This window comes from Falsihalocynthiibacter sp. BN13B15, assembly GCF_041205415.1.
Classification (GTDB): domain Bacteria; phylum Pseudomonadota; class Alphaproteobacteria; order Rhodobacterales; family Rhodobacteraceae; genus Falsihalocynthiibacter; species Falsihalocynthiibacter arcticus.
In genome coordinates this window covers 1-25359 of record NZ_JBGFCE010000021.1, presented here as the reverse complement: position 1 = coordinate 25359, position 25359 = coordinate 1, and the positions used below count along the sequence as shown (strand labels likewise).

At 53.4% G+C, this 25359-nt stretch carries 21 protein-coding genes and 1 pseudogene; 3 read left to right on the top strand and 19 right to left on the bottom strand.

The window, feature by feature from the left end; translation table 11 throughout:
* Positions 1-249 precede the first annotated feature (249 nt).
* The 6 genes and pseudogenes from AB9F26_RS20830 to AB9F26_RS20805 all read right to left on the bottom strand — a co-directional run.
* Positions 250-489: pseudogene (locus tag AB9F26_RS20830) on the bottom strand (glycosyltransferase); the annotation flags it as partial.
* Positions 490-629: 140 nt separating this feature from the next.
* A complete protein-coding gene (locus AB9F26_RS20825; RefSeq protein WP_369768993.1) occupies positions 630-1568 on the bottom strand; it encodes an aldo/keto reductase in 939 nt (312 codons plus the stop codon).
* A gap of 173 nt (positions 1569-1741) precedes the next feature.
* Positions 1742-2473, bottom strand: a complete 732-nt coding sequence (locus AB9F26_RS20820) for a peptidase (RefSeq protein ID WP_335586443.1) — start codon at positions 2471-2473, stop codon at positions 1742-1744.
* A gap of 33 nt (positions 2474-2506) precedes the next feature.
* A complete protein-coding gene (locus AB9F26_RS20815; RefSeq protein WP_369768992.1) occupies positions 2507-3304 on the bottom strand; it encodes a transglutaminase domain-containing protein in 798 nt (265 codons plus the stop codon).
* Complete coding sequence (locus AB9F26_RS20810) at positions 3305-4246, bottom strand: alpha-E domain-containing protein (RefSeq protein ID WP_369768991.1); 942 nt, start codon at positions 4244-4246, stop codon at positions 3305-3307.
* On the bottom strand, positions 4247-5671 hold the full coding sequence (locus AB9F26_RS20805) for a circularly permuted type 2 ATP-grasp protein (protein WP_369768990.1): 1425 nt from the start codon (positions 5669-5671) through the stop codon (positions 4247-4249).
* Positions 5672-5995: 324 nt separating this feature from the next.
* On the opposite strand from AB9F26_RS20805, the gene AB9F26_RS20800 reads away from it, so the two are divergent.
* Both AB9F26_RS20800 and AB9F26_RS20795 read left to right on the top strand, forming a co-directional pair.
* The gene (locus AB9F26_RS20800; RefSeq protein WP_369768989.1) at positions 5996-6352 is read left to right on the top strand and encodes a hypothetical protein; all 357 of its coding nucleotides are present in this window, start codon (positions 5996-5998) and stop codon (positions 6350-6352) included.
* Positions 6353-6506: 154 nt separating this feature from the next.
* Positions 6507-7568 (top strand): glutathione S-transferase C-terminal domain-containing protein, encoded by a 1062-nt coding sequence (locus tag AB9F26_RS20795; protein WP_369768988.1) that lies wholly within the window; start codon positions 6507-6509, stop codon positions 7566-7568.
* A gap of 30 nt (positions 7569-7598) precedes the next feature.
* Here AB9F26_RS20795 and AB9F26_RS20790 read toward each other — a convergent pair whose 3' ends face one another.
* The 4 genes from AB9F26_RS20790 to AB9F26_RS20775 all read right to left on the bottom strand — a co-directional run bounded on the left by AB9F26_RS20790 (position 7599) and on the right by AB9F26_RS20775 (position 13517).
* Positions 7599-8354 (bottom strand): hypothetical protein, encoded by a 756-nt coding sequence (locus AB9F26_RS20790; protein WP_369768987.1) that lies wholly within the window; start codon positions 8352-8354, stop codon positions 7599-7601.
* A gap of 167 nt (positions 8355-8521) precedes the next feature.
* A complete protein-coding gene (locus AB9F26_RS20785) occupies positions 8522-9220 on the bottom strand; it encodes a VIT family protein (protein WP_369756780.1) in 699 nt (232 codons plus the stop codon).
* A 20-nt stretch (positions 9221-9240) separates the two neighbouring features.
* Positions 9241-11115 carry a heavy metal translocating P-type ATPase gene (locus AB9F26_RS20780; RefSeq protein WP_335586451.1) on the bottom strand — a complete coding sequence of 625 codons (1875 nt, stop codon included), beginning with the start codon at positions 11113-11115 and terminating at the stop codon, positions 9241-9243.
* A gap of 206 nt (positions 11116-11321) precedes the next feature.
* Positions 11322-13517, bottom strand: a complete 2196-nt coding sequence (locus tag AB9F26_RS20775) for a response regulator (protein ID WP_369768986.1) — start codon at positions 13515-13517, stop codon at positions 11322-11324.
* Positions 13518-13813: 296 nt separating this feature from the next.
* On the opposite strand from AB9F26_RS20775, the gene AB9F26_RS20770 reads away from it, so the two are divergent.
* Positions 13814-15028 (top strand): MFS transporter, encoded by a 1215-nt coding sequence (locus AB9F26_RS20770; protein WP_369768985.1) that lies wholly within the window; start codon positions 13814-13816, stop codon positions 15026-15028.
* Between the two features lies 1 nt (position 15029).
* Here the strand turns inward: AB9F26_RS20770 and AB9F26_RS20765 are convergent, their stop codons facing one another.
* The 9 genes from AB9F26_RS20765 to AB9F26_RS20725 all read right to left on the bottom strand — a co-directional run bounded on the left by AB9F26_RS20765 (position 15030) and on the right by AB9F26_RS20725 (position 25028).
* On the bottom strand, positions 15030-15965 hold the full coding sequence (locus tag AB9F26_RS20765; protein WP_369768984.1) for an MYG1 family protein: 936 nt from the start codon (positions 15963-15965) through the stop codon (positions 15030-15032).
* Between the two features lie 97 nt (positions 15966-16062).
* Positions 16063-17331, bottom strand: a complete 1269-nt coding sequence (locus AB9F26_RS20760; protein ID WP_369768983.1) for a hypothetical protein — start codon at positions 17329-17331, stop codon at positions 16063-16065.
* The gene (locus AB9F26_RS20755) at positions 17328-18833 is read right to left on the bottom strand and encodes a VWA domain-containing protein (RefSeq protein ID WP_369768982.1); all 1506 of its coding nucleotides are present in this window, start codon (positions 18831-18833) and stop codon (positions 17328-17330) included. The genes AB9F26_RS20760 and AB9F26_RS20755 overlap by 4 nt, the downstream gene beginning before the upstream one ends.
* Entirely contained in the window at positions 18826-19812 is a 987-nt protein-coding gene (locus AB9F26_RS20750; protein WP_369768981.1) for a VWA domain-containing protein, read from the bottom strand. Before AB9F26_RS20750 ends, AB9F26_RS20755 begins: the two co-directional genes overlap by 8 nt.
* Complete coding sequence (locus tag AB9F26_RS20745; protein WP_369768980.1) at positions 19812-20294, bottom strand: DUF4381 domain-containing protein; 483 nt, start codon at positions 20292-20294, stop codon at positions 19812-19814. The genes AB9F26_RS20750 and AB9F26_RS20745 overlap by 1 nt, the downstream gene beginning before the upstream one ends.
* Positions 20291-21226, bottom strand: a complete 936-nt coding sequence (locus tag AB9F26_RS20740; RefSeq protein ID WP_369768979.1) for a DUF58 domain-containing protein — start codon at positions 21224-21226, stop codon at positions 20291-20293. Before AB9F26_RS20740 ends, AB9F26_RS20745 begins: the two co-directional genes overlap by 4 nt.
* 9 nt (positions 21227-21235) lie before the next feature.
* Positions 21236-22219: a MoxR family ATPase gene (locus AB9F26_RS20735; protein ID WP_062628170.1), complete on the bottom strand. Its 984-nt coding sequence runs from the start codon at positions 22217-22219 to the stop codon at positions 21236-21238.
* 281 nt (positions 22220-22500) lie between these two features.
* Positions 22501-22893 carry a sulfatase-like hydrolase/transferase gene (locus AB9F26_RS20730; RefSeq protein WP_369768978.1) on the bottom strand — a complete coding sequence of 131 codons (393 nt, stop codon included), beginning with the start codon at positions 22891-22893 and terminating at the stop codon, positions 22501-22503.
* A 158-nt stretch (positions 22894-23051) separates the two neighbouring features.
* On the bottom strand, positions 23052-25028 hold the full coding sequence (locus tag AB9F26_RS20725; RefSeq protein WP_369768977.1) for a multiheme c-type cytochrome: 1977 nt from the start codon (positions 25026-25028) through the stop codon (positions 23052-23054).
* Positions 25029-25359: the final 331 nt, after the last annotated feature.

Sequence of the window (25359 nt, the reverse complement as noted above, 5' to 3'; positions counted from 1 at the left end):
GCTCTGGACATACAACAACGAGCGACCCAACATGGGCATCGGCGGCATCACACCCGCCATGAAACTGAAAATGGCCGCGTAAATTCTACGGCTGGACCCCATTAAAAATGGGGGGATTACCAACCGAGGCCACCTTGGCAACAATTCCTATAAACAAGCACGCAGATCATTTGCCGCAGTTTCGACAGGCAGGCATCTTTGCACGTCATTGTGGGCAAAAACGTCATCGGAATGCATGAGCCCGATGACGTCCCCAGTACTGCGCGCGATGCCCCGATTGATGGCATCGTATATTCCCGTATCTGGGCCGCTTTCTAGACGGGTTCGACTGTCTGAAATGGCGTCAATTATCTCTAATGTGCCATCCGTAGAGCCGCCGTCTTGGATCACGTGTTCATAGTTTTCAAATGACTGGTCCTGAACGCTTTGAACCGCCTCATCAATTGAAAGTCGCCGATTGTGGACGGCTGTAACCACGGAAATTTTCATGCTCTAAGTCTATTTTCTTTTTGTACGGCCACGTCGCAATAGCCTGTTTTGCCGAGTTTTCTGAGGTGATGGCGCAAGCAAATAAAACTGCGGTTATTGGCCTTGCCTACAAGGTGCTTTCGGATAAGTTTTGGGCCCGTCTAGGAATCCTCTGAGCGGTCTGTGGCGGGAGCAGGTGCGCGGGTGGCGGCACTGATTTCGTCGTACAATTCATCTGACAACTCATAGGTGATTGCGTCAAGGGAGGGGGCCAGTTGTTCGACAGAACGGGCGCTGATGATCGGATGGGTGATGGCGGGATTACGTGCAACCCAAGCAACGGCAAGAGTCGCCGCAGAGATGTCTATTTTACCCGCGATTTCGGAGAGTTTGCGTGCTGTCTCGTGCATCCAGTCATTATTATATCGCGCGTTATACGTTTTGTTTTCGGCAAGTCGTCCACCCAATCCATTGGAATATTTACCCGTGAGCAATCCACCACCAAGGGGCGAGTATGGGGCAACATTAAAGCCTTCGCTGGAGGCCATTGGCAGGATTTCTACTTCGACCTGTCGTTTCACTAGGTTGTACATCGGCTCAAGTATATCGATGCGAAGTCCGTGTTTTTCAGCGATATTGGCCGCTTTCATTGTTTGCCACGCAGAAAAATTCGAAACCCCCAGATAGCGAAACAAGCCTTGCTCCTGAAGCTCAGCAAGCGTTGAAAATGTTTCCTCTAGAGAGGTGCTATCGTCCCATTTGTGTAGATATAAAACATCGATCACATCCGTCTTTAAACGTTTGCGGCTTTCGTCCAGCTGGGTGCGGATGTAAGTAGAGGCGGCTCCTGCTACAGGAGCGCATTTGGTGGCAACAACAAGGTTGTCGCGTTCCTTGGCTGTAAATTCACCTAAATATGTCTCGGACAAACCGCCCGTATAACCATAGGCCGTATCAAAGAAATTCAAGCCAGCGTTCCGACTTGCTTCAAATAATTTCTGACTCTCTTTCTTGTCCGCTTTGCCGCCGAATTGCATTGTTCCAAAGGAGTATTTCGATGCGGGTGTGCCATTGGCAGATGTAAGGATAAGCGGTTTCATTGTAATTCTCCAGTATTCTAAATCGTTTTCTTTAATGGGCACATGCAATTGGTTTGCAAAAACTATCCGAACGGGCCCAGCAAGTATAGCTTGCAGTCCCGTTATTTAGCATGGGTTCTGAAAAAACGGGGTCAACTAAGTGATTGGCAGAAGAAGGCTAATTGCGAAGCGAGCTATACTTTGTAGCTAGGCAATAAATGAAAAGCGTCCTTGAGCGCGTCACCCCAACCAGTTGAAATGGCCTGATACACCAAATCCTCACTATCGATCCGCTTTTGGCGGCTGCCATCAAAAGAACCCGTTTCGTAAATCTGAAGGTCCAGCGGCAATCCCACGGATAGGTTGGATTGGATGGTGGAATCAAAGGAAACCAAAAGGAGTTTTACGCAATCCTCGAAGCTCATTTTGGGATCAAAAGCGCGCACCAGAATGGGTTTACCGTATTTGGTTTCGCCAATTTGAAAAAACGGCGTGTCGTCCGTTATTTCGATAAAATTTCCCGCAGGGTAGATCATAAAGATTGTAGGTTGGCCGTCACCGATTTGGCCGCCGAGAATAATGGATGCGCCAAATTGGTCGTCGGAGGTTTGGCCCGCCGGAGAACTATCTGCAATGACCTCTTTCAAGGTGGCGCCCACAAGCCGCGCGACCTGAAACATCGTTTCTTGCCGCAGGATGCTCGGGTCACGGTCCTCAACGGTTTTTGAACGTTCTTCAAGCAAGCTAATCAAGGATTGAGTCGTCGCAAGATTGCCCGCAGTCATGATGGTAATGCAGCGCTCACCCGGGACGTTCCACGTAAACATCTTTTTGCTAACAGCAAAATTGTCCAAGCCCGCGCTGGTACGGGTGTCCGACATGAACACGAGACCTTTTTCCAGCCGCATACCAACGCAATATGTCATCTTTTCCACCTTAGGAGAGTTTAAGCACTCTCTCTATTGCTGGACTTGTAAAGATACAATCAATGTTTCATCGGCGGCACCTTGCCGTAACCCTTCAACGGGCGCGGCGTCGCGCGCGTCGCGGCCGGTGGCAATACGCACATAGCGTTCATCAGGTGATATCCCGTTCGAAATATCAAAACCAACCCAGCCTAATCCATCGACATGGGCTTCCGCCCAAGCATGGGTGGCGTCTTGGTCAACAATATCGTTCATCATCAAATAGCCACTGACGTAGCGAGCGGGAATGCCCGCGACCCGCGCAGCCGCAATGAAAATTTGCGCGTGATCTTGGCACACACCGCGACCGCCCGTTAACGCGGCCTCCGCCGTTGTATTTGTTTCTGTGACGCCAAATTGATAGGTGACAGCCGTCAAAATCGCGCGTGAAAGTTCGTGCAAACCATCAAGTTGTGACGTGTTGTTGCTGACGACCTGCGCCATCGCTTGAATGGCTGCGCCGGGTGTGGTCTGGGGCGTGGGTTGTTTGAAATGCCACAAGGGCGCGCGGCCATAAACCATGCCCAAAACGCCATTTTCGGGCTTGGTCAGGACAGTGCCCTCAGCGCGAATAGATAGCGCCTGAGCGCCTGGCTCGATACTGAATAAATCGACATGGTTTTGGTAGTGATCCAAATACTGCGTCTCGTGCTTGCCACCCGTAACGGTGATGTCCCAATTTAGAACGTCTTGCAGGCTTGAATTGAGCGGCCGCAAACGCACTTTTTGGAGCGCGTAGACCACGGGTGTGCTGTATACATATTCCGTTTTATGGGCGATTTTAATTTTCATTTATCCACTGAACCGGTAATCGATTTCGATTTGCTGGGCGAGTATAGATGTATCTTTGATTATATTCCCGACAAAAACGTGCAGCCCTTCGTCGAAAATGGAGGAAATGTCGCGTTTTGTTGTTTTTGCAAGCAAGGCATCCGCCAAATCATGCGCCCCAAAGCGGCTTTTATATTGATCGCCAAGGTCGTTGAGGTTTTCAACGAGTTCACCCGCACAGAACGCGAGCGAACGTGGCATTCGGGGATCTAGGATCAAAAAGCTGGCAATCGCAGGGGCTGTAAAATCATCGTCTATTGCCCAGCGAAAAGACCGGTGTGCGGATACGGACCGCAGGATCGTTTCCCACTGAACATTGTCCATTCTACTACCGACAAAGGAAGGCGAGGGCAGCAAGGAATAGTATTTCACGTCAATGAGCCGCGCGGTCGCGTCGATACGCTCAATTGCAGTACCCAAGCGGCAAAAATTATAGATATCATTGCGTAACATGGTCCCGTAAAGGGCGCCGCGCACCAGTCCAGATTGCTGGCGAATAGTAGCTAAAACGCCGGACAATTGGGTGACGGGGATTGGGTCTTTTAAGAGCTTGGCAAGTAGCATCCATGTATCGTTGACTGCGAACCAAACCTCAGATGTTAAGGCCGTACGTGTTAGGCGGGCATTGTCCCTTGCGGATTTGATTGCCGACAAGACGGAACTGGAATTCGTTGCCTCGCGCAGTAAAAAATCGGTAACGCGCGCGCTGTCATAGCCATCATGGAGCGCTTCATAGGCCGCTTGATTTGCTGAGCTGACAATGATGGATTTCCACTCGGACTCCGCATCATTTGAACGTGTAAGGGCAATTCGGAATCCAGCTTCGATGAGGCGCGCTGTATTCTCCGCGCGCTCCAAATAGCGGAACATCCAATAGAGACCACCTGCGGTTTTTCCTAACATCTAGTCTTCCAATACCCATGTGTCTTTGGTGCCGCCGCCTTGTGAAGAATTCACAACCAACGAGCCTTCTTGAAGGGCAACGCGGGTTAAACCGCCGGCCGTGATGCTCACACCTTTTGGGGACATCAAGGCAAAGGGCCGCAAGTCGACGTGTCGCGGTGCGAGGCCTGAATCGGTGAAGATGGGCACAGTCGAGAGCGCCAAAGTTGGCTGGGCGATATAATTGGCGGGACGCGCTTTTAGCTTCTCTGCGAAATCAGCCAGTTCTTGTTTGCTCGCGGCGGGGCCGACCAGCATTCCGTACCCCCCAGAGCCATGAACCTCTTTGACGACCAAATCGGCAAGGTTCTCCAGAACATATTTTAAGGTATCGGGCTCTGAGCATCGGTGGGTTAGTACGTTTTTCAAAATCGCGCGCTCACCAGTATAGAACTCAATAATATCAGGCATGTAGCTGTATATCGCCTTGTCATCCGCCACCCCCGTTCCGGGGGCGTTTGCGATTGTAATATTTCCCGCGCGGTAGATATCCATGATGCCGGGAACCCCGAGCATGGAATTCGGATTGAAGGTCAGCGGATCGAGATATTCGTCATCCACACGGCGATAGATCACATCGATCACTTTATAGCCACGCGTCGTGCGCATGGCGATATGCCCGTCGACAACCCGCAAATCATGGCCCTCAACCAGTTCAACGCCCATTTGGTCCGCAAGGAAACTATGCTCGTAATAGGCTGAGTTATGCATTCCGGGTGTGAGGACCACAACACAAGGCCTGCCTGAACAGGAGGCGGGTGCGGAGGCTTCGAGCGCGCGGCGCAGGTTCTTGGGATAGTCGCTGACCTGCTGAACTTTGATCGTGCTGAAAAGCTCTGGGAACATTTGCAACATCGTCTCGCGGTTCTCCAGCATATAGCTGACCCCGGACGGTGTGCGCGCATTATCTTCAAGAACAAAGAAATCATCCTCGCCCGTGCGCACGATATCGGTCCCCGTGATATGAGTATAAACATTCCCTGGTGGGCTAAAATCAATCATCTGCGGCAAGAACGCATCGTTTTGGGCGATCAATTCGGTCGGGATGATCCCCGCGCGCAGAATTTCCTGCCGATTATAAATGTCGTGCAGGAAGGCATTGATCGCAAAGACGCGTTGTTCAATGCCTTTTGAAAGTTTGGACCATTCTTTATTGTCCAAAATTCGCGGGACCAAATCAAACGGGATCAAGCGTTCTTCTGCGTCGGATTGACCGTAAACATTGAAGGTGATCCCCGCACGGCGAAAGAATGCTTCCGCCTCTTGAGATTTTGTCATCAGGCCATCTGCGTCTTGGTCTTTGAACCATTTATCATATGTGCTGTACGGGCTACGCGCAGTGGCGTTCGAATGCATTTCGTTGAAGCAGGGGCTTTTAGATGTCATTCCTAAACGTTAGCGCCGCTTACCCAATCATAGCAATGCTGCGTATATTGTCGGCGTCTGGATATACCTTTTTCGATTAAATGTTCAGCAGAATGCGCTGAGTGGCCTTAATTTTTTGCCGAAATGGAACTTTGTCGAGCACTCAATGTGGCGCATATTTGAGGCAGTTTTATCGAGCTAAATCGCCAGACTACAGTAGGGCCCGTCCAAGGATGCGCCCTACGTCCTTCGCTTTACCAACAGCTATTCCAGATCATGGTTTGGCAAAGACCACAACGGAACCAGCACCAAGGGCAGTCCTTTAAGTACCCCAAATGAGGTGGCATGCGCGAACAGTTCATCCACGCGATTGACGTGGTGCCAACCATCTTTGAAGGGTCTGGAATTTCTGCACCGGACTTTGTTTATGATCCTAACCTCGGGAGGCCGGTTGGCGGGATATGGGGTCTACCTTCTCAAACGCAAGATCTAAAGAAAACCCTGCCGATGATCCTTCAGTGGAATGAAGCCTTTGACATTTGCTCTGACGCGCTGACGGGTTTGAACGATGCGGAATACGAACCGCTGTTCAAACTGACAGCCAAGGCCGATAAGTTGACGGACAAAGCTGATCGACGCGATGCAAATTGCCAGCGACAACAAGTAAAATCAAGAAGTTCGGCAAATTTCGCGACGGTATGACGGGAAGAATTCCTAGGGAGCGTAGCGCGACTGTGATCTATAGTTTACCCGTTGATGAGTGCAGCTTGGGGCATAGCAATTTGGAGACTGCGAAGTTAGGATGAAGTCACACGGATGTACTCCGTCCCGTTCTTTTTGATTGTGAGTTTCCTACATGGCACCGCCCAAAACCCCCTCCAAAGACACCTCCCTCAATACTTCCGTCGAGGAATCGCAGTCAGACGCTGTTGCGCGTCGCTTAAAGGGCGAATTTGTTCGTGGAGTAAGTGGCTTTCGAAGCGTTCTGGAGGAGGATCCTGACTTTCCCGCCGAGCCAAACCGCTACCACCTTTTCGTCGCGCTCAATTGCCCATGGTGCCACCGCGTGACCCTCGCAAGAAACGTCCTTGGCCTCCAAAATAGCATCACCATGGACGTGGCTTTTCCTAACCGCACCTTAGAGGACGATCCCGTCGCGGCCAGCCTTTGGGAGTTTAATCCGCAACGGATCGCAACGCTCACGGGCGCGCCGCTTCCTGAATGCACCTCAGAAACCGCAACGGGACGGCAGTTTCGTTTGGTAAAGCAAATCTACGAAGCGGAGGGCGCATCAGAAACCAGTGTGCCGATCCTTTACGACAAGAAAACCAAGCGCATTGTGGCAAATGAAAGTGCCGAGATTATACGGATGCTCAATAGGTACGCAGGGAAACTTGGCAGTACACTGTCCGATGCTGACCGTCCGGATTTGTACCCGACGGACAACGCGCCCCTGTGTGATGAGATCGACCGTCTAAACCACCAAATCTACGTTAATATCAACAACGGAGCCTACAAGGCGGGTTTCTCTTCGAGCCAAGACGTCTACGCCACGGCCTTCGTGAATTACTTTGAGGCGCTGGGCGTGTTAGAGCAGCACCTCGCAGCAGACAATCGCCCCTACCTGACAGGTGAAACCTTTACGGAAGCTGATCTGCGCCTGTTCCCGACCCTTTTTCGCCATGACCCTGTGTACTATCTGCGGATGAAGTTGAACGGGGCCATGATTTTGGACTACCCGCATCTTTGGCGTTGGCTATGCCGTGTCTATGCACTTCAAGGTGTCGCGGACAGCAGTGCGCTGGTGCATTGTCGCCAAGGATATTTTGGACGGTCATGGAACAATGTGGTGCCGCTGGGGCCGTTTCGTCCGATGACCTACCCCGAGGCCTTTGCGCACCCAGAACTTGCGCGTTAGGCCCCCCGAAAGTAACCAAATATGCGTTGATTAAAGCATTAGCGCCTTGTTCACGAGATCGTCTTTGCCAAGATACTTTGAGGCATCGACGCCCCGCTCCTCCAGTGCTTCGACAAGTTCAGTCTCGCTCAATTCCTTAATCGCCTCGGTGGTCATTTTCAGGAAATTGATCTTGCGCTTGACCGGAGGGTTTGTCTCGCCAAATACGCTGCGGTTTTCAAAGGCAAACTCCTGTGCATATTTGCCCATAAAATGGGTGAGGAACGTGTTGATACTTGGCCGAACTCTTGGGTCATCGGTCATGTGTTTTGCCGAGGCGTCGAGGGACTCCAGCATCAGTTTTGACCAGCGCTCAGCCCCTTTGTCATTCATTAGTTGAATCGCATTATGCGTGTGATGAAAGTTCAGCCGGAATTCCGCACCGTGATAGAAGGGGCCGCCGCCCATCACATCAATCCACATCGCCGCTTGAGTATTTATGTGGTGGTCAATGCCGCCAACGCGGGCAAAAACCGAGGTAAACCATGCTTCGTCCGCAAAGACACGCTCGTAAAAATCAGCAACGATATTGACGATCCGATCCTGCCCCAACACGGAATACAACTGCCAGAATTGAACCGGCTTTGAGACATCATTTGCTGCCGTAAGCGAGACGATCTGGGGAAGTCTGTGTGCGTCGGGCGGAAGCACCTTTTTGGTGATCGCGGAGGTGATGTAATCCCTTTGGATTTTTTCGGACATATAGCCATGCCGCGTTGGAAATCGGGGAAACTCAAATTTGGTCACAAGCTTGTCCTTTCGCACATAGATATGGGAATGATGTGTTCGTCGGATCTATATAGGGAGCCTGACACCGCCTTAACAGGGGGGCAATTTTTGGCCTGAGTACGTAATCGGGCAGCACCAAGGGTGGTACTGCCCAAATTTTGTGGGGTGTATTGATAGCTGAACCGCTACAAAGCGACGCCGAAAATCAATCCAGCAGCAGCAGTTGCGACCATGGCGAGTGTGCCCCAGAAGATCACACGCAAGGCGCCTTTCACGATCCCAGCCCCTCCGACGGACGCGCCAAGTCCACCCAGCGTCGCAAGAGCGACAAGCGTTGCAAGTCCAACAGCGATTGGCACCTGAGACACTGGCACTAATGCGGCGACAATCAAGGGAGCACCCGCACCGATGGCGAACGTCACCGCTGACACAACTGCAGCTTGAAGAGGACGCGCAGCAACCATATCGGAAATACCGAGTTCGTCCCGAACATGCGCGCCAAGGGCGTCTTTTTCGGTGAGTTGGATGGCAACTTGGCGCGCCAAATCTTCATCCAAACCACGCTCGACATAGATACGGGCCAATTCTTCAAGTTCGGCTTCGGGTGCTTCCACCAACTCTTTGGCTTCCCGCGCGATGTCAGCCTGCTCTGCATCTGATTGCGAACTGACAGACACATACTCGCCCGCCGCCATAGACATCGCACCCGCGACGAGGCCCGCGAAGCCCGCGATCAGAATTTCGGGGTGGCCAGACCCCGCCGTTGCAACCCCGATAATCAGGCTGGCCGTTGAAACAAGGCCGTCATTCGCCCCCATGACGGCGGCACGGAGCCAGCCAATGCGATGCACAAAATGTTCTTCGTCGTGTCTTGAAATGCTCATTTGGGTTGGCCTTTTTGCTCTTACGATTTGGGGCGCGTAACGTCTTGAATTGCGGCCAAGGTAGTTTCTCGTGGTTTGATCCTCAAGGCACGAAGTGCGTTCAGAATAACCGCGACGTCAATTACTTCCTGAAACAACGCGCCCTGCACAGGCGAAAGGTATCCAAAGGCCGCGGCGATCATCCCCGCAAAGGAAAGGCCAATCCCCGCAATCACACTTTCCAATGCAATCCGCCGCGCGCCCTGCGCCACCTCGATTCCTGAAAGCAGGGGACTCAGGCGGTCAACAAGAAGCACCATGTCTGCCGCCTCGGCGGAGGCCGCCGTTCCGCGCACCCCCATCGCCACGCCAATGTTCGCCGCCGCAAGAGCTGGCGCGTCGTTCACGCCGTCACCAACCATCATCACCGGTCCGTTTTCGCGCTCTGACAAAACCAGACGAACCTTTTGATCGGGCGTCAAATCGGAGCAAACCGCGTCAAAGCCCAACCCCTCGGTTACTGCTTCAGCAACGGCGCGCCGGTCGCCCGTTGCGAGCAGGATACGTTTGATGCCCGTCCGACGAAGCCCTGTCAAAAGCTCGGAAGTGCCCGATCTCAAAGCATCGGCCATCACCAAATGACCCGCCAATTGTCCGTCCACAGCAAGGGCCACAAGGATAGCGCCCGGTTCTTGAGTGGCCGCGCTAGAACTTGATGCTCCCACTTGCTCCATCACAAAGTTTAACCCGCCAACAAGAACGCGCCGCCCGTCAACCGTACCGCGAACACCATCGCCGGGTGTCTCGACGATATCCCGCGGGATCGGCAAAACAATATCGCGCGCCTGCGCTGCGGCGACGATTGCCTGCGCGATGGGGTGTTTGGACCCTTGATCCAAAGCCGCCGCAAAATAGAGAATTTCGTCTTCCGAGAAAGCGCCATGGCTTTGGATCGACACAATCTGTGGGCGGCCATCAGTGAGCGTGCCTGTTTTGTCGAGGATCAGCGTTTGAATGCCCGCCAAAGCTTCCAGTGGTTTGGCACCCTTGATCAGGGCGCCGTAATGAGCGGCGCGCGACAATCCCGCCACTAAGGCAACAGGTACTGCCAAAATTAAAGGGCAAGGCGTCGCCACAACCAGCACGGCCACGGCACGGATTGGATCGCCGGTGAACCACCATGCTGCAGTTGCCACCACGACAGTCACCACCAGAAAAAGCAGCGAATAGCGGTCTGCCAATCGTGCCATCGGCGCTTTTGATTTCTGCGCGGCTTCGACCAATCGAACGATCCCAGCATAGGTACTCTGTGCGGCGGGGAGAGTCGCGCGCAAGTCATAGGCCTCGCCGGAATTGGTTGAACCGCTCATGATATCGTCGCCGCGCGCAAGACGCACAGGCATGGCTTCGCCCGTCAAAGCGGATTGATCGAGCATCGCGCGATCGCTCTCTAATGTCCCATCGACGGGGGCAATATCTCCCTGCCGGATCAGGAGCAAATCGTTGGGTTTGATATCGTCCAGCGGCACCTCGTCCAACGCGCCGTTGCGATGCCGTGTTGCGGTTCGTGGCACGCGCGACAACAGATTGCTCATCTCGCGCCGCGCCCGTCCTTCGGCAAAACTTTCGAGATAGGTTCCACCCGAATACATCAAGGCCACGACGGCAGCGGCGAGAGTCTCCCCAAAAACAAGGGCCGCAGCCATTGACAGCGCAGCAACGATATCAAGTCCAACTTCGCCTTTTCGCAGACTACGGGCTATCTCGATGACAAGGGCGGCAAGAACCGGAAGCACTCCAACTGTCCATGTGTAGGTGGCCAGCTCGGTGAAATCTGCCACCAAAAGTCCGAGACCAGCAAGCAGGCCGACAAGCGCGATTGCCAAAAGGACGACGTTGAGGCGATTTGAGATCATAAGAATATCTTTCCCGAAAAAAGCCATACTCCCCCGTTGATACAGGCCGCGAGCCGCTTCAAGTTTGGAACGAGTCTAAAGTCGAATTTTCAACCCTTCAAGCAGTCCGCTTTCCCAAACTAAAGTGGACTGCAATGATTTAGCAAAGCGCAGATTGCCGCATAGCGGTGACGATCCGCACCCCAAAAGGGGTTTTGAGAATGGGGTTACTGAAGTTTCGAGGTGCCAAAATTGAGGGAGTCCGTGACGGCTTTCACCAGATCTTTTCGGCGCACAGGTTTACTCAGGCGAAAATCTTCGGCGCGCAACCCGTTGCCGTGGACGGCGGCCTCGCTGGCATAACCCGTCATGAAAACGACGGAAAGATTGGGGTAGTCTCCGCGCAATGCTTTTGCGAGGGTGGTGCCCTGAAGGTTTCCGGGCATGACAATATCCGTCAAGAGCAGGTCAAAGGTAGGTTTGTTCACGAATATTTTAAAGGCCTCATCGCCATTTTCGGCGGCCGTTACCTGAAAGCCTTCCCGTTCTAGCAATTCGCAAATATTCTCGCGGACCCCTTTTTCATCTTCCGCCACAAGGATATGTGCTTTCGCCTTTTGGTCTGCAGAAATCTCAATTCTGGGCTTCTCTGGCCGGACACTATCCGACCCTAATGCGTGGAAATAGAGCTTGAATGTCGTCCCGACACCGGGTTCGGAATAGACCTGAATTGAACCACCCGATTGCTTGATAAATCCCTGAACCATTGGCAATCCCATGCCAGACCCCTCGCCTGGACCTTTCGTCGTAAAGAACGGGTCGAAAATATTCTCCAATGTGGCGCTCGAAATGCCGACCCCCGTATCACTCACCGCCAGCATCACATAGCGGCCAGGTCGAAGGTCTTGATCTTTAGCGCTTATGTAGTCTTGATCAATCCGCACATTCGCGGTTTCAATCGTTAGTTTTCCACCTTCCGGCATCGCATCGCGCGCATTTAGAATGAGGTTAAGTAGGGCGCTGATGGTTGTGCTTTTGTCTGCCTCAACGGGCCAAAGCCCCGCTAGCAAGGAGGTTTCGACCTCAATGTTTTCCGGCAGCGTGCGGCCAATCCAATTGCGCGCGCTGCGTGTAACATCGTTGATATCAAGAACCGTGGGATCAAGGGGCGCTTTACGGGCAAAGGCCAACATACTTTGCGTAAGTTCGCCGCCCCGCTCCGTCGCTTCAAGGCAGTTTTCGATCATTTCGCGCAAATCGTCCTGCTGCAAATCCTCCAGCATTATCTCCAAGTTGCCCATTATGATCGCAAGGATATTGTTGAAATCATGCGCAACGCCCCCCGTCAGTTGCCCGATACTTTTTTGCCGCTCCGCCTGTTGCGCAATTTCTGTTTGCCGGCGAGCTTCTTGTTCCGCGCGCACCTCATTCGATACATCCAATGCAATACAATACCACGTTGTTAGACCCATTTTATTCAAATGGGGGCGGCCGCTTACATGGATCCATTTTTCCTCGCCTTGTGGCGTGCGTGCCTTCCACCGTCCAGTCCAAGCCTTTCCTGTAGTTTCGGAACTAAAAATGGCATCTCGAAACTCCTGCGTGTGTTCTGGTGTGAAAATTTTACGGAAACTATCCATGTCATGTTCAATTTCGTGCCCATGCATGCCCCACAATTCAAAACATCCGGGGCTTATGTGCCGTATTGTGCCTTTGCGTTCATTATCGAGTTCGAGTTCAAAAATCACGCCGGGTACTGCTTCGGCCACAGACTCCAACCATTGCTCGGCCACGCCTCTTTTAAGATCGCTCGCCATGCGACGCTTTGTTTCTGCGACCAATTCTGCGTTTGTTTCCCTCCAATAGTTGAGACGAAACCCGGCAACCAATATTCCCAGAAGGGAACTTACAACTGAAATGAAAATAAATCCGAACCAATTGACGGGATTTTCATGGTAGGTCGCTATGTCAATTATGGGAAGTTGGCCGCCATTTAAATAGAGACGTGATATGGCGAAAGTGCCACCCATGGCTGCCGCAAGCGTTAAAAAACCAGGGCGAACACCCCAAACCACAGTCACGACAATCGGTAGGACCGCCAAAAAGGACAAGGTTGGTGCCGCTAGGCCAAACCGGACGACACCCAGAAGGCTAAGTCCAATAAGAACGGCAATCGCAAGCGCAAAAACGTTTAGCATTGGAAAGCGTTTGCGAAGTAGCAATGCGGCTACAAAAAGCATTGCCAACAACGTTTGGATTGCAGGCACAACGCCCCATCCGTACTGATAGAACCGAAGAACCATTACCACAAACCCGAAGAGCGTCACCCACAACATAACACCCACGAATTTCTCAACAACGCGCGCTTGCTTTTGTGCAGCTTTTGACGGGTTTAGATCTGGAGTATTCTCTGTGTGATCCATTCGAATACTTCCTTTTCACGGTTTTTTTCAAGGAGACGCTATTATCCCGATTAGGGGCAAACAAAAATCAACAATTCTAGAAACTATTTCAACCGATAGTTGATTGTGCGGCTTTCTGGTCGACACTTATGCCAAGAAACCCCTTTGAATTGATTTATTAACGTCAATTTTCAAAAATGCGGTGATTTTTGACTTTCTAATCGCTGAGGACCCTTGCAAGACGAATGTCGGTATTCGGCAATTGTACCTACTAGGCGCCTCTGCGATGATAGGCTTCGCTTCAGGGAGGCACACGCATGGAAAATCCAACAAAATTCGATCAGAGCCCCCTTTATCGGTGGGTCATTTTGGGCGTGTCGATGGTGATCCTTGCGGTGACGATGGGCCAGCTTGTGAATGGGTTGTCTGTGTATTTCGTGCCCATCGGCGCGACCGAAGGCTGGAGCCGTGGCGACATCGCTTTGATCAACACGTGTGGGCTTTTGGGGCTTGGGGTTGGCTCGATCCTTATGGGCTATGCTGCCGAACGTTATGGCATCCGCAAGGTTGTGCTCTTTGGCATTGCCGCGACGGGGATTGCGATTACCGTTGCCTCGGGTGCCACGGCACTTTGGCAATTCTATTTGCTCTTTTTCTTGGCGGGGGCGCTGGGCGGCGGGGCAATTTCCGCACCGCTTATGGCACTTGTCGGGAATTGGTTTGTGGTCGGCGCGGGATTGGCAATTGGGTTGGCGTCGGCAGGGCAAGCGCTGGGGCAAGGCGGCGTGCCGTTTTCGGGAGCGTTTTTGATTGAGGCGCTGGGCTGGCGCGGGGCAATGATGGCACAAGGGTTGATTACCTTGGCCGTTTTGTTGCCGCTTGGCCTGTTCCTGCGCGACCCACCCGTGATTGCGCATAGTGCCAAACTCTCTGACGAGACTCCGTCCGGCTTACCAAATAGTGTGATTACCGCGTGGATTTCCTTGGCGGTGATTTTCTGTTGCACTTGTATGGCCGTCCCCCTGATGCACCTTGTTCCCCTCATCCAAGGGCGCGGATTTGAAGCCCCTCAAGCGGGTAGCGTTCTGTTTGTTATGCTGATGGTCGCGATACTTGGCCGCCTCGCGTTTGGCAAACTGACCGACCTTATCGGTGCGATCCCCTCCTACTTTCTCGCGTCTGCATGGCAGACCGTGCTGGTGCTTGGATTTGTGTTTATCGACCGTTTGGATGTGTTTTATCTCTACGCGATGATTTACGGATTTGGCTATGCGGGCGTAATGACAACCATCATTGTCACCACTCGCAATCATACGGCACCCGCCCGCCGCGCGTCTTCCCTTGGGATCATTATGGCGTTCGCTTATGCGGGGCACGGGCTTGGTGGCTGGCAGGGCGGATACTTTTTTGACCTGACGGGCAGCTACCATTGGACCTATGCGAATGCGGCCATCGCGGGCGGCATCAACCTTGCGATTGTTGCCGCGCTTTGGATCACAGTGCGCAGTCGTGCACGGGTGGTGGCTGCGTAACTTAGGCTTCTGTCGGGGCTAACTGCGCTTCTTTCACGGCGATTTCCGCCATTGCAAGCATTGCTTCGCGCGTTTGTGCGGCGGCGATGAAACGGCCGTTGTGGCAAAAAGTTGCGCCAGCAACACCGGAGGCGGCTTCAAGGTCCGCATTGGTGAGGCCCGCCCATGACGCAGGCAAATCGGCCCGCAATTCAAAGCCCTCATCGTTAAGGCGGATACCCATCAACGACCAGTCTTTGCCGCGTGGGTTCACAACATACAAAAGGTGATCAGCCCCCGCCTTTTTCACTGCGGAGCGGTAAGGCATGCCCATGGGCAGTTCCAGAATCTTGCTCTCGCCCGCGGCGACGATGGCGGTATGAACAACAGTCTCTGCGCGCAGTTTGGCGGCGCTTCTGGCGATCCGAGCCTCTACAAAAACACGGGCCACATTAAGCGCCGTGTGGAAGGCTTCGGTTTCGGCGTCTTGACCCGTCACATCAAACACAGGTTTGAGCGTTTCGAGCAATGCTGAGAGCGTAAGTCCCGCGAGCGGCCCCGCGATGGACGGGCTAAGCGCTCCGTTGTCCACCAAATCGATTGGCAAAACAAAGCCCTTGTCAAACGAGGCAAAAACCAAATCCAAATCCGCTTCAGGCACGCCCGAAGCCATCAAATAATCGCGCCCGTAATGCTTCCAAATCAGGCCAAAAGAGCTGTAGGGTTGTTCGTCGTCCCGCAAGGGGGCATCGCGTTGGTGGTGGTCAAAAATCCGAAGTTCAGCATTGTAGGAGCCACCCACATCATAAATAATTTTGTCTTCGCTTGGGGTAATCCATTCGGGCGCGCGACTGCGCATAATTTCGGCTTCGGGAAAGATCCGCGTCAAAATCACACTTGAGAGCAATTCATCCGCATGGAAACCACCGGAATGGGTGACTAGGTAAGTTGGGGTCATTTGGAAATCACTTTGCAAGTTTAGAGAAGAGGGCGCTTTGAGCGCCGTAGATAAGCCACATACGGGCAGGAAATCAACAGGGGCCGTGAAAGAAAGCTTAGGAACCTTGGTTGCCGAGATCGTGCCCAAACGCGCGGCGGGGCTGGCGTTTTAGTCCCAAAATAGCCCCAATTGAAACGCGCGGTTGCGCCTTTTTCAAGTGGTGCGCAATCTCGGTCCAGTGGCGATCAATCTCAGATTCGGGCGCGGCTGTGGTCCCGTAACGTGCGTGGGTTAAGTTGTGCAAGGCGGCCTCTAAGGCATCACTCTGTTCGAGGTTGTCCACTAGGGAAAGTAGGCGCGTGAGATCGTATGCTTGAGCAGCCTTCCGCGCGCTCCGAAAGGCTGCGTGGGGCGAGTTGTTATAATTCGCCCGTAAACGATGCCTGATCCTCTGAAAGCGAGCGCGGGCAAATCGGGCCCAAAGCAACCAGAGAAGCAAAGCGAGAAGCGGGGCAACAATAAGCGTTCCGATCAAGTTTTTGTCCAATGATCGTTCGACAATATTGGGTTGGGTTATGGCCACTGACAGGCCCGGAAGGTCGAGTGTTTCGATGGAGTTGGTTTTGAGATTAAACCACTCAAGCGACAGGTCCGGAAGAACGGCCGTGCCCGCAGTTTGCGCAATGTAAACCACGCGTTCCTCTCGCGTTCCGGACATGACACCGCGGTTGGAAGTCTCGGTCACCTTGGGGTCTTGCGGGTAAATAGCGACCCCCTCGATTTCTTCGGACCCCAAGAAGGGCGGTATGAAGAGGGGGGAAGTGCCATCAATTTTGACAATGATTTTGCGCTCAATCGAGTCGCCCACCGCGATGGGGCCTTCTTGCGGCGTGAGGGACTGCGTTACGGTCAGGCCCTGCGCAAGGAGCGGCGGGTTGAGGCCTTCAGCGCCTTTGGGCAGCGTGGCGTTTATTGTCAGTTCGGGTGTTTTCCCCTCAAAGGTGACGTCTTGATTGGTTTCAGGGGACACATAGAAAAGGGTGACACTTTGGGCGGGAATTTGCATTTGTCCGGCGACCATTGGGTACATCCGATAGGACCGCGTGATGCCCGACCACGTAGTGCCATCGATGACCTTGCTGGTCGGAGTAGTGGATCGCTCGGGCAGGCGAACAATCATATTTTCGGTCTCAAAGCTCGGAAATATCGGTGGTTTCGGCATGTGTGTTGGCACAAGAACCGTTACGCGCAGCACGAAGGGTTGCCCGACGGTGACGGCTTCTTCTGAAAATTCGGTCGTGATTGTTGGGGTCTGTGCGAAAGCCGCGCTTTGGAATGCCAAGAAAAGGAGCGCGAGAAAACCAGCAAGGAGCGTGCGCATCATGGGTTCCCCTCTGACGTTTCAAGCATAAATCTCGTACGTAGAAAATCGCTCACATCCGTGTCAACGCTGCGCATCCATTGTTCATCCGTTAAGGATGCTGCGGCTTCTTCGCCGCGTTCGATCTGTGTTTCTGCGCCCAAGCCGCTCTCGTTGTCAAAAATCGTTTCGTCTGCCCCAATGCCCGCCTCTTCGCCAGTGTCCGATTGCGATTGGGTGCTTTCCACATAGGCCACGATGGCTTGGGCGACGATCAAATTGTGTTGCGCCGCTTCATTGGTAGGGTCGCGTTCGAGCGCCTTTTCAAAAGCCCGAACACCGTCGCGATATTTTCGATTTCGCAGCAGCGCCATCCCCTCGCCCAAAGCGCCGTCGGACGTTTCAATTCGGGAATAGGCTTCTGTTGCTTCCTCATATTGCCCACTAATAAAGAGCGTATAGGCCCGCCATGCGGGGTCTTGGAAATGGGTCGCGGCCTCTGTAAAATCTTTGTTCGCATAGGCCATTTGACCCTGCTGGTCCGAAGTGAAAAACCAATCTTTAATCACGTCGGCCTGTGCGCTGCGCGGGAAGGGCAGCATGAGCAACAAGACTATCGCCCATTGCATCGTCCAGCCGCGACGAAATGTGAGTAAAATTAGGAGGGCAACGGGCCACGCCAAAATCCATCCGCGATCATTCCACGCTTGGGTTTCGTCTTCGAGAAGGGCTTTGCGATAGGCCGAAAGTACAGTGCGCTCAATTTGCTTAATATCGGAATCGTCGACGCTCATGTGGACGACATCGCTGTTGGGAATAGACTCTAATTGCGGTATTTTGAGTGTTTCTGGCCCAGCGATAAGGAAAACAACGGGCGCGCGTTCGTCGGCGTTTTCGGTGAATGCGGTCAGATTTGCGGGGTTAAAATCGTCCAACACAAAAAGGATCGCGCCAGGCGTTTCTGCGCGAGAAAGTTCCGTTAACGCCAGCGTTAGAGCCTCATCCGCTTGGTCGCCTTCCTTGGGCATAGTGGCTGCCGAAAGGCCTTGCAGGTAGGAGCTTATGATATTTGGGTCTTGGGTGAGGGGCGCCACGCGATGGGCGGAACCCGCGTAGGCAATCAGGGCAGTTTGCGCCCCCGAACGTTGTTTTACCAAGTCGATGATCTTGAAACCTGCGCGTTGGAGGCGAGAAGGTTGCACATCGGTTTCTTCCATCGACGGAGTTACCTGAAGCGCGACGACAAGCGGGGCGGTTTGCGCCAAAAGAGGGTTTGGCATGCGGCTCCAAGTTGGGCCCGCGACCGCAAGGGTGAGCAAGGCAAGCGCGAGGGCCAGTGTGTCGATTGGATAAAAACGGCGGTCTTCGTTGGCGCCGATCAACAGGGCTTGGGCCAAATGCGGCGCGAGCCCCTCGGTGAGGGCTTGATCGGACTTTTTCTTGGGGCGAATGATCCACCACAAGCCGACGATGACGGGCAGCAATAAGAGCCATTCGGGGCGGAAAAAGTGAAAGACCTCAAGCATTTTTCTGCTTTCGTTTCGCTGTGAACACCAACCAAAGGAGGGCAGAAAGGGTAAGGCAGAGAGCAACCCCGAAAGGTATATGTGAAAGCGGTTCGCGCGGTTGGAACTCTGCACTGTCGATGACACGCGGATTCAACGCATCAATGGTGTCGTATATTTCGCGCAACCCCTCGGAGTCGTCGGCAAAATAAAACTGGCCATTCGCGCGATCTGCGATTTGGATGAGAGCGTCGGTATCCACTCGCGCTTCGCCTTCGCCGTCTTCTTTGCCGATGCCGATTGTGTAAATCGAAACGCCCTGACGTGCAGCAATATCGGCGGCGTTGATTGGGCTCATACGGCTGTTTGTGTCGGCGCCGTCGCTAAGGAGAATGACGAGTTTTTGGTCAACATCTCTGCCCTGAAACGTGTTCAGAGCGAGGCCAATTGCATCGCCGATGGCCGTATGTGGCCCGGCCATGCCGACTTGTGTTTGGTTTAAAATTTCCGCCGCCGTTTCGAGGTCTTCGGTGAACGGGACTTGCAAATAGGCGTTGCTGCCAAAAACGATGAGCGCAATGCGGTCACCTTGCCGTTCAGCAATGAAATCACCGACAACTTGCTTTACGGCATCCAGACGTTGCAGCGGTTTTCCGTCAGAGCCAATGAGGTCGCGTTCATCCATCGATCCCGAAATATCGACGGCAAGGACGACGTCGCGCGCGGAGGTTTCAATCGTGATGGGATCCCCGAGTTTTTCGGGCTGGGCAAGGCCGATCACCATCAAAACCCAAACGAGCGCACTGGCCATAAACTGCAGTTTTGTATGGCTGCGGACAATGGCACCGCTGGAATGGGGCATATCGACGGCTTGTGCCATCGAGCGAAAGAATGGCACTCGTAAGGCGGAGGAGCGTTCCTGATAGGGTGGCGCGAATTTCCAAACCAGCAGAGGGATTGGGAGCAGGAGAAACGCAAGGGGCAGGGCGAAAGATAGCATTATGCCCCTCCTCTTTTTTGCACTTTATGAGAGGTCACCCATTCTTTGGCGCGTGCGGGGAGGTCGCTGGGCATGTGCGTGGATTGATAGGGCGCGTGGATCAGGGCTGTGCCCGCAGCGGTGTCGGTGAAAAGTGGTTTTCCTGCGGTGCTATCGAGAAAGGCGAGCCAGCTGTCACCGATCAAGCCTGCCACATCTTGCCTTGGGAAGGCCGCCAGTGCCGTTTTGCGCAGGACATTTGCAAGGGCAGCGGGATCATCGCCCGCGCGTTTGAGGGCGCCGATAGCCGCGCGCCGATAGGCATTTTCGCGTCGGTATTCGAGCCAAAGATTTAGTAGAAATCCAAGGGTCGCGCAAAGTGCAATGCCCAGCCAAATCCAACCGACCGTTTGGGGGAACATAGAGATATCCGCGGGAGCAGCAGGCGGAATGAATTCGTCGTAAAGCTCGGACAGGCTCATCGTGGAAAGGTCATCGCTCATTTTGGACCCTGCCTTTTCCCCAACAACTTAAGGAGTTGCGGCAGGGTGTCTTGGGAGCAAGTTAAGGGCAAGACTGGCAGGCCAAATTTATGCGCGAAGGTCATCAATTCTGCCAAACGCCCCGTGGTGAACTCCAGCAGTTTCATTCGGGTTTGTGCTTCGTTGGTTTTAAGCAGGCCTTGGATTTCTCCATCTGATACAACGATTTCGATACCTTCGGGGAGCGCTTTTGAAAACGGATCAGAAATTGAGAAAAGGATCACATCGTTTTTCTGGGAAAGGGTGCGCAGCAGTTTAAATGTCTGTTCGTTCATTCCGTCAAAATCACTAAAAATCAGAACCTGCCCGTTGGTTTTGGCAAGACGGCAGGCCGCTTTGAGGGGCTCATTCAGCGACATCGTGTCAATCGAGGGCCCCTTAGCGTGGAGCGCACAGTTCGCTTTTGCGAGCGTGGCGATGAATTGGCTCAGGGCTTTGGCGTTTGCTTTCGGGCGGAGTTCGGTCATTTCGGTGTCGTTGAAGACAATACCGCCAACACGGTCGGCCTTGGCATGGATGGCTTGCGCGGCGAGGGCGGCGGCCTCGGCGGCGGTGACGGATTTCATGTTGTGTTTGCTGCCGAAAAACATCGACATGCGTTGATCAACGATCAGCAAAACCGAATGGTCGCGCTCTTCCGTATAGACCCGCACATAGGGTTCGCCGGTGCGGGCGGTGACTTTCCAGTCAATTGTACGCACATCGTCGCCAACGGAATAGTGGCGCAATTCTTCAAAGTTGAGGCCGCGTCCCTTGAGTTTAGACGCATGTTGACCGTTGAGAATACTTTTCGAAGGTTGGGCGGGGAGAAAGGAAATCCCGCGCGCACGGGTCGCAAGCGCCCGAAGATGAGCGGCATCAACATGTATCCGAGGATCAAGTTGCTCTGTCATTACAACCCCTTACGGCAATGCCACGAGCGAGATTATCGTATCAATCACCATGTCGGGGGTGATCCCCTCGCCCTGCGCTTCATAACTCAACGCAATGCGGTGGCGCAGCACGTCATGGGCGACGGCTCGCACATCTGCGGGGTCGACATAATCACGTTGAGAAAGCCACGCATGGGCGCGGCCACATTTATCGAGGGCGAGCGAGGCGCGAGGGCTTGCGCCGATTTCGATCCAACGCGCCAAATCTTCGCTCAACGCGGCGGGTGTTCGGGTCGCGTAAACTAGGTCCGCCATATAGCGTTCCATTGCATCGGAAACGTGGATTTGCGCGATTTCGCTGCGGGCGTCGAAAATGGCGGATTGCGGGATGGCTTTGGGCGCGTTTGCTGCTTTGCTTTTGGGCTGGTTTTTGGCTTGTTCCTCGCGGCGCACAAGGCGGATCACTTCGACTTCATCCTCAACCGGCGGGTAATCGACGCGCACATGCATCATAAAGCGATCCATTTGCGCCTCGGGGAGGGGGTAGGTTCCGTCTTGTTCAATCGGGTTTTGCGTCGCCATAACAATAAACAACGGGGGCATTTTATGGGTTGTGCCCGCGACCGTTACTTGGCGTTCTTCCATCGCTTCGAGGAGAGCGGCTTGCACCTTGGCGGGGGCGCGGTTGATCTCGTCAGCGAGAACGATGTTGGCGAAAATCGGACCTTGCTCAAAGCGAAATTCCGCACCGTCTTTGGTTTGGTGATAGACTTCGGTGCCCGTGACGTCTGAAGGCAGCAGGTCAGGTGTGAACTGGATGCGGCCAAACTCGGCTTCAAGGTTATTCGCCATCGCTTTTACCGCGCGCGTCTTGGCCAGTCCTGGGAGGCCTTCGATCAGTAAGTTCCCATCTGCCAGCAGGCCGATAATCAGGCGTTCTACGACAGCCTTTTGACCAATAATGGAATTGCCCATACGGGTCCTGAGGTCTTCAATCTGCTCAAAGGTGCTCATCGCGGAATGTCCTAAGTGAAAAAGTTCATTTCAAATTTGTGGCGCCTGAGATTTGATATCAGTGGCGCCACAAGAGGTCCCCATTAGACTGGAGCAGTTTTCAGGTTTAGTTGCTACCTGAAATTTCGGTAAGTCGGTCCATTACGCGCTCAAGAGAGAACGACGCCGCTTTCTGACGAGGAGGGCATCCTTTGACGGTCTCAAAAAATGTTCCAACCAATCATAGGAGGTATTGGATGTGCGATAAGAACGCTCATATGGGTTGCGAGGCAGGTTAAATATCAAAGGAACACACAACTCTGTCCAAGGTTCGATCCGTGCGCGAAGGGCCGTGTATGCTTTTTGCTCAAGGAAAACGATCTTCCAGCCGCTGCAAGGAACGTTGGTAACCAATCCATGTGGTGCATAATTTCGGTGCGAACCGAACCTGCTTCGATCTCACTGGGCCAGCGAACTATCGAAGGAACGCGCCAGCCACCTTCCCAGTCGGTGTTCTTTTCGCCCAAGAAAGGCGTCATGCTGGCATCTAGCCACGTGTTCATGTGAACGCCGTTATCTGTAGAATAGTGAACGATTGTGTTGTCTGCGGCAATAACGGCGCCCACGGAACGGGCAAGAGCTGCACTTGCGCCGACCATTCGCCCAAAAATAAAGGGGCCTATAGGTTTATACATCTCATTCTCCCTATAAGTAAGGTGGATGATAACTTGAAATTCTCTTTTGTCCTCAAATGCATAGCTAAAATGAATCCGCGGATGTGTTGAGGTTGCAGTCAAACACTACACTTTTTTGGACGCATTTCGCTAGATTGTTTTGAAGGAAATATCCCTCCCTACTCCCTGTTGCTGAGGTCTGATTGTAGCTGGCGAAGAAATGTGTCGTTCGGGACGTTTTCAACAGCCCGATTTGCCGCCTCAAGGGCTGCGGGGTAATCCTCAAGGGCGGCATGGATGCGAATAACCATCCCCCAAGCCTGTGTTTGTTGCGGATCAAGCGCAACGGCTTCCTCGAATGCGGCCAAAGCAGCATCCATATTGCGGGTCGTGAGGCCAATGCCCCCCAACACCAATTGAGCTTCAGGGAAGTCGGACTTTACGGCGAGGGAGTCTTCCCATTCGCCCATAGCATTGTTCAGATCGTCAGTCATTCGGTCGGGCATTCGCGCGATCCGCATCCCCAAGAAGTTGCGCGCGGCAGCGATGCGGACCGATTTGACGGGATCCGCAAGCATCCCTACAAGGCGTACCGAGCGTTCGGTTTCGGGCGCACCCCTTTGAACTGAAATGGCGCCTTCGCGTACGAGCGGGTCACTGTCTTCTAGTAGGGGTTCGAGGCGGCTTGCTATTTCTGGGTCTGATATGCTCGCCAAAATCTCTAGTGCCGAGGCCCGCACGATGGCGGGGAGCGATTGATATTCGGCAATCTCGATCAGGTTTAAAACATTTCCGGTTGGATTGAGGCGGGCGGACGCGAAGGTTTGCCCGTAATGACGTGTGCGGTGTTCACTATCGGGGAACCATGTCTCAAGCGTTTCGGCGGCCCATTTGGCGGATTTGTCGTCGTGACAATCGTTGCACGCATTCGGCGTTTCGATACCATAGGTAAGGTCGGGGCGGGGAATACGGAACGAGTGATCGCGGCGTCCGTCGACACCCATGTAGGTGCGCTCAATCATATGACAGTTTTTACACTGCGCGCCATCGCTGCCTTCGGGGTGAAAGGTATGGGATGGATCGTCATATGTTTTGAGGGGGAGGGACACGAAATCAGGATTGCCCGCCTCGGAGTGACATTGTGTGCAAACGGCGTTGCCCTCCGCTTTCAATTCCGCGGTATGTGGATTGTGGCAATTCGTACAGGTCACACCCTTGGCGTTCATCTTGGATTGGAGGAAGGAGCCATAGACATAGACCTCGTCCAAAATCTGCCCGTCGGCATGATAGAGTGTCTCGCGCAACGGACTCAGCCGATAAGCGTCATGAAATCCGGTGCCGGGCAGGGGGTTGCCATCGCCAAACGGCTCGCGACGGGAATGACAGGTCGCGCATTGTTGCACTTCAATCTCGCCCCCTTCAGAGAGGTCGATGGTAAAGCCCGTCGCATCGATTTTGCTCCAGTCCGCCATGTCGAAATCTGAATCCGGCTCTGCCCATTTGACATGTGCCTCGCCCGGGCCGTGACAACTCTCGCACCCAACCCCAATTTCTGCCTGCGTGCTGGCATAGGTTTTGGTTTCGGAGGAATAGTTCTTTTCAAAACCGGTTGCGTGGCATTCTGCGCACCGTGCGTTCCAGTTCTTATAGGGACCGCTCCAATGGTATCCGTCACCCGCTGGTAAATCCTGTGTCGGATATAAGTGGAACCATGTTTGCCCCACTACATCCCATGCAATGTCAAACGACTGTAGGGTTCCGGGCTTGGTTTCGATCAAATACTGCTGCAACGGTGTGATGCCAACGACGCCAGCAACGGGATAGGTTGTCATCTCCCCGTCGGGGCCTTCGGTATCGATCATATAGATGTCGTCATTGCGGTAGAAATGCGTGGCAACGCCTTGGTGTGTAAAGGTCACATCCGAGAAGTCCCCCAGAATGGTTTGGGCATTGGGCTCGGTCCACGCCAAAGCATGGTGCGATCCCTCCCATTCCTCGGCGGCGGATTCATGACAGGTGGCACAAGTTTGGGTGCCAACAAATTCGGGAATAGTTTGCGCGCGTATAGAGTGTGCGCTGAAAGCAAGAACCGCTCCTATAAGAGCCGCTCGGAATAAGAGGTTGGTAAGGGGTGCCCTTAGAGGGAAGTGATGCACGGAGTTCTCCCGAAAATATCTGGCCGTATAATGATTTGCGGGAAAGGTCGCTTTTTGCCTTGGGATTGGCAAGGGATAATCGCGCGGTCAGGTTTGGGTATGTCGACAGGCCTTTCGGATTCGTGACAATTCCGCGAAGCCACACCTTGAGTCTGTGGATAACTGTTGATTTGGAGTGTTTTGGTTGGATTTCTTGCCGTGGTTGTCTAAAATTCGGGTGTTGGTCCGTGATTTTTTGCACCATTTTTCTGCCTTTTACTGAGGAAACGTGAGCCTTTTGAAGTTTTTATGACTTTTTCATAAAAAGGGGTTGCGGGTCTTGGTGGGTGGG

Excerpts from the sequence above, each read along its gene's own strand:
- AB9F26_RS20825 (WP_369768993.1), bottom strand. The coding sequence starts at position 1,568 with ATGAAACCGCTTATCCTTACATCTGCCAATGGCACACCCGCATCGAAA.
- AB9F26_RS20820 (WP_335586443.1), bottom strand. The coding sequence starts at position 2,473 with ATGACATATTGCGTTGGTATGCGGCTGGAAAAAGGTCTCGTGTTCATG.
- AB9F26_RS20815 (WP_369768992.1), bottom strand. The coding sequence starts at position 3,304 with ATGAAAATTAAAATCGCCCATAAAACGGAATATGTATACAGCACACCC.
- AB9F26_RS20810 (WP_369768991.1), bottom strand. The coding sequence starts at position 4,246 with ATGTTAGGAAAAACCGCAGGTGGTCTCTATTGGATGTTCCGCTATTTG.
- AB9F26_RS20805 (WP_369768990.1), bottom strand. The coding sequence starts at position 5,671 with ATGACATCTAAAAGCCCCTGCTTCAACGAAATGCATTCGAACGCCACT.
- AB9F26_RS20800 (WP_369768989.1), top strand. The coding sequence starts at position 5,996 with ATGCGCGAACAGTTCATCCACGCGATTGACGTGGTGCCAACCATCTTT.
- AB9F26_RS20795 (WP_369768988.1), top strand. The coding sequence starts at position 6,507 with ATGGCACCGCCCAAAACCCCCTCCAAAGACACCTCCCTCAATACTTCC.
- AB9F26_RS20785 (WP_369756780.1), bottom strand. The coding sequence starts at position 9,220 with ATGAGCATTTCAAGACACGACGAAGAACATTTTGTGCATCGCATTGGC.
- AB9F26_RS20780 (WP_335586451.1), bottom strand. The coding sequence starts at position 11,115 with ATGATCTCAAATCGCCTCAACGTCGTCCTTTTGGCAATCGCGCTTGTC.
- AB9F26_RS20775 (WP_369768986.1), bottom strand. The coding sequence starts at position 13,517 with ATGGATCACACAGAGAATACTCCAGATCTAAACCCGTCAAAAGCTGCA.
- AB9F26_RS20770 (WP_369768985.1), top strand. The coding sequence starts at position 13,814 with ATGGAAAATCCAACAAAATTCGATCAGAGCCCCCTTTATCGGTGGGTC.
- AB9F26_RS20765 (WP_369768984.1), bottom strand. The coding sequence starts at position 15,965 with ATGACCCCAACTTACCTAGTCACCCATTCCGGTGGTTTCCATGCGGAT.
- AB9F26_RS20760 (WP_369768983.1), bottom strand. The coding sequence starts at position 17,331 with ATGATGCGCACGCTCCTTGCTGGTTTTCTCGCGCTCCTTTTCTTGGCA.
- AB9F26_RS20755 (WP_369768982.1), bottom strand. The coding sequence starts at position 18,833 with ATGCTTGAGGTCTTTCACTTTTTCCGCCCCGAATGGCTCTTATTGCTG.
- AB9F26_RS20750 (WP_369768981.1), bottom strand. The coding sequence starts at position 19,812 with ATGCTATCTTTCGCCCTGCCCCTTGCGTTTCTCCTGCTCCCAATCCCT.
- AB9F26_RS20745 (WP_369768980.1), bottom strand. The coding sequence starts at position 20,294 with ATGAGCGATGACCTTTCCACGATGAGCCTGTCCGAGCTTTACGACGAA.
- AB9F26_RS20740 (WP_369768979.1), bottom strand. The coding sequence starts at position 21,226 with ATGACAGAGCAACTTGATCCTCGGATACATGTTGATGCCGCTCATCTT.
- AB9F26_RS20735 (WP_062628170.1), bottom strand. The coding sequence starts at position 22,219 with ATGAGCACCTTTGAGCAGATTGAAGACCTCAGGACCCGTATGGGCAAT.
- AB9F26_RS20730 (WP_369768978.1), bottom strand. The coding sequence starts at position 22,893 with ATGTATAAACCTATAGGCCCCTTTATTTTTGGGCGAATGGTCGGCGCA.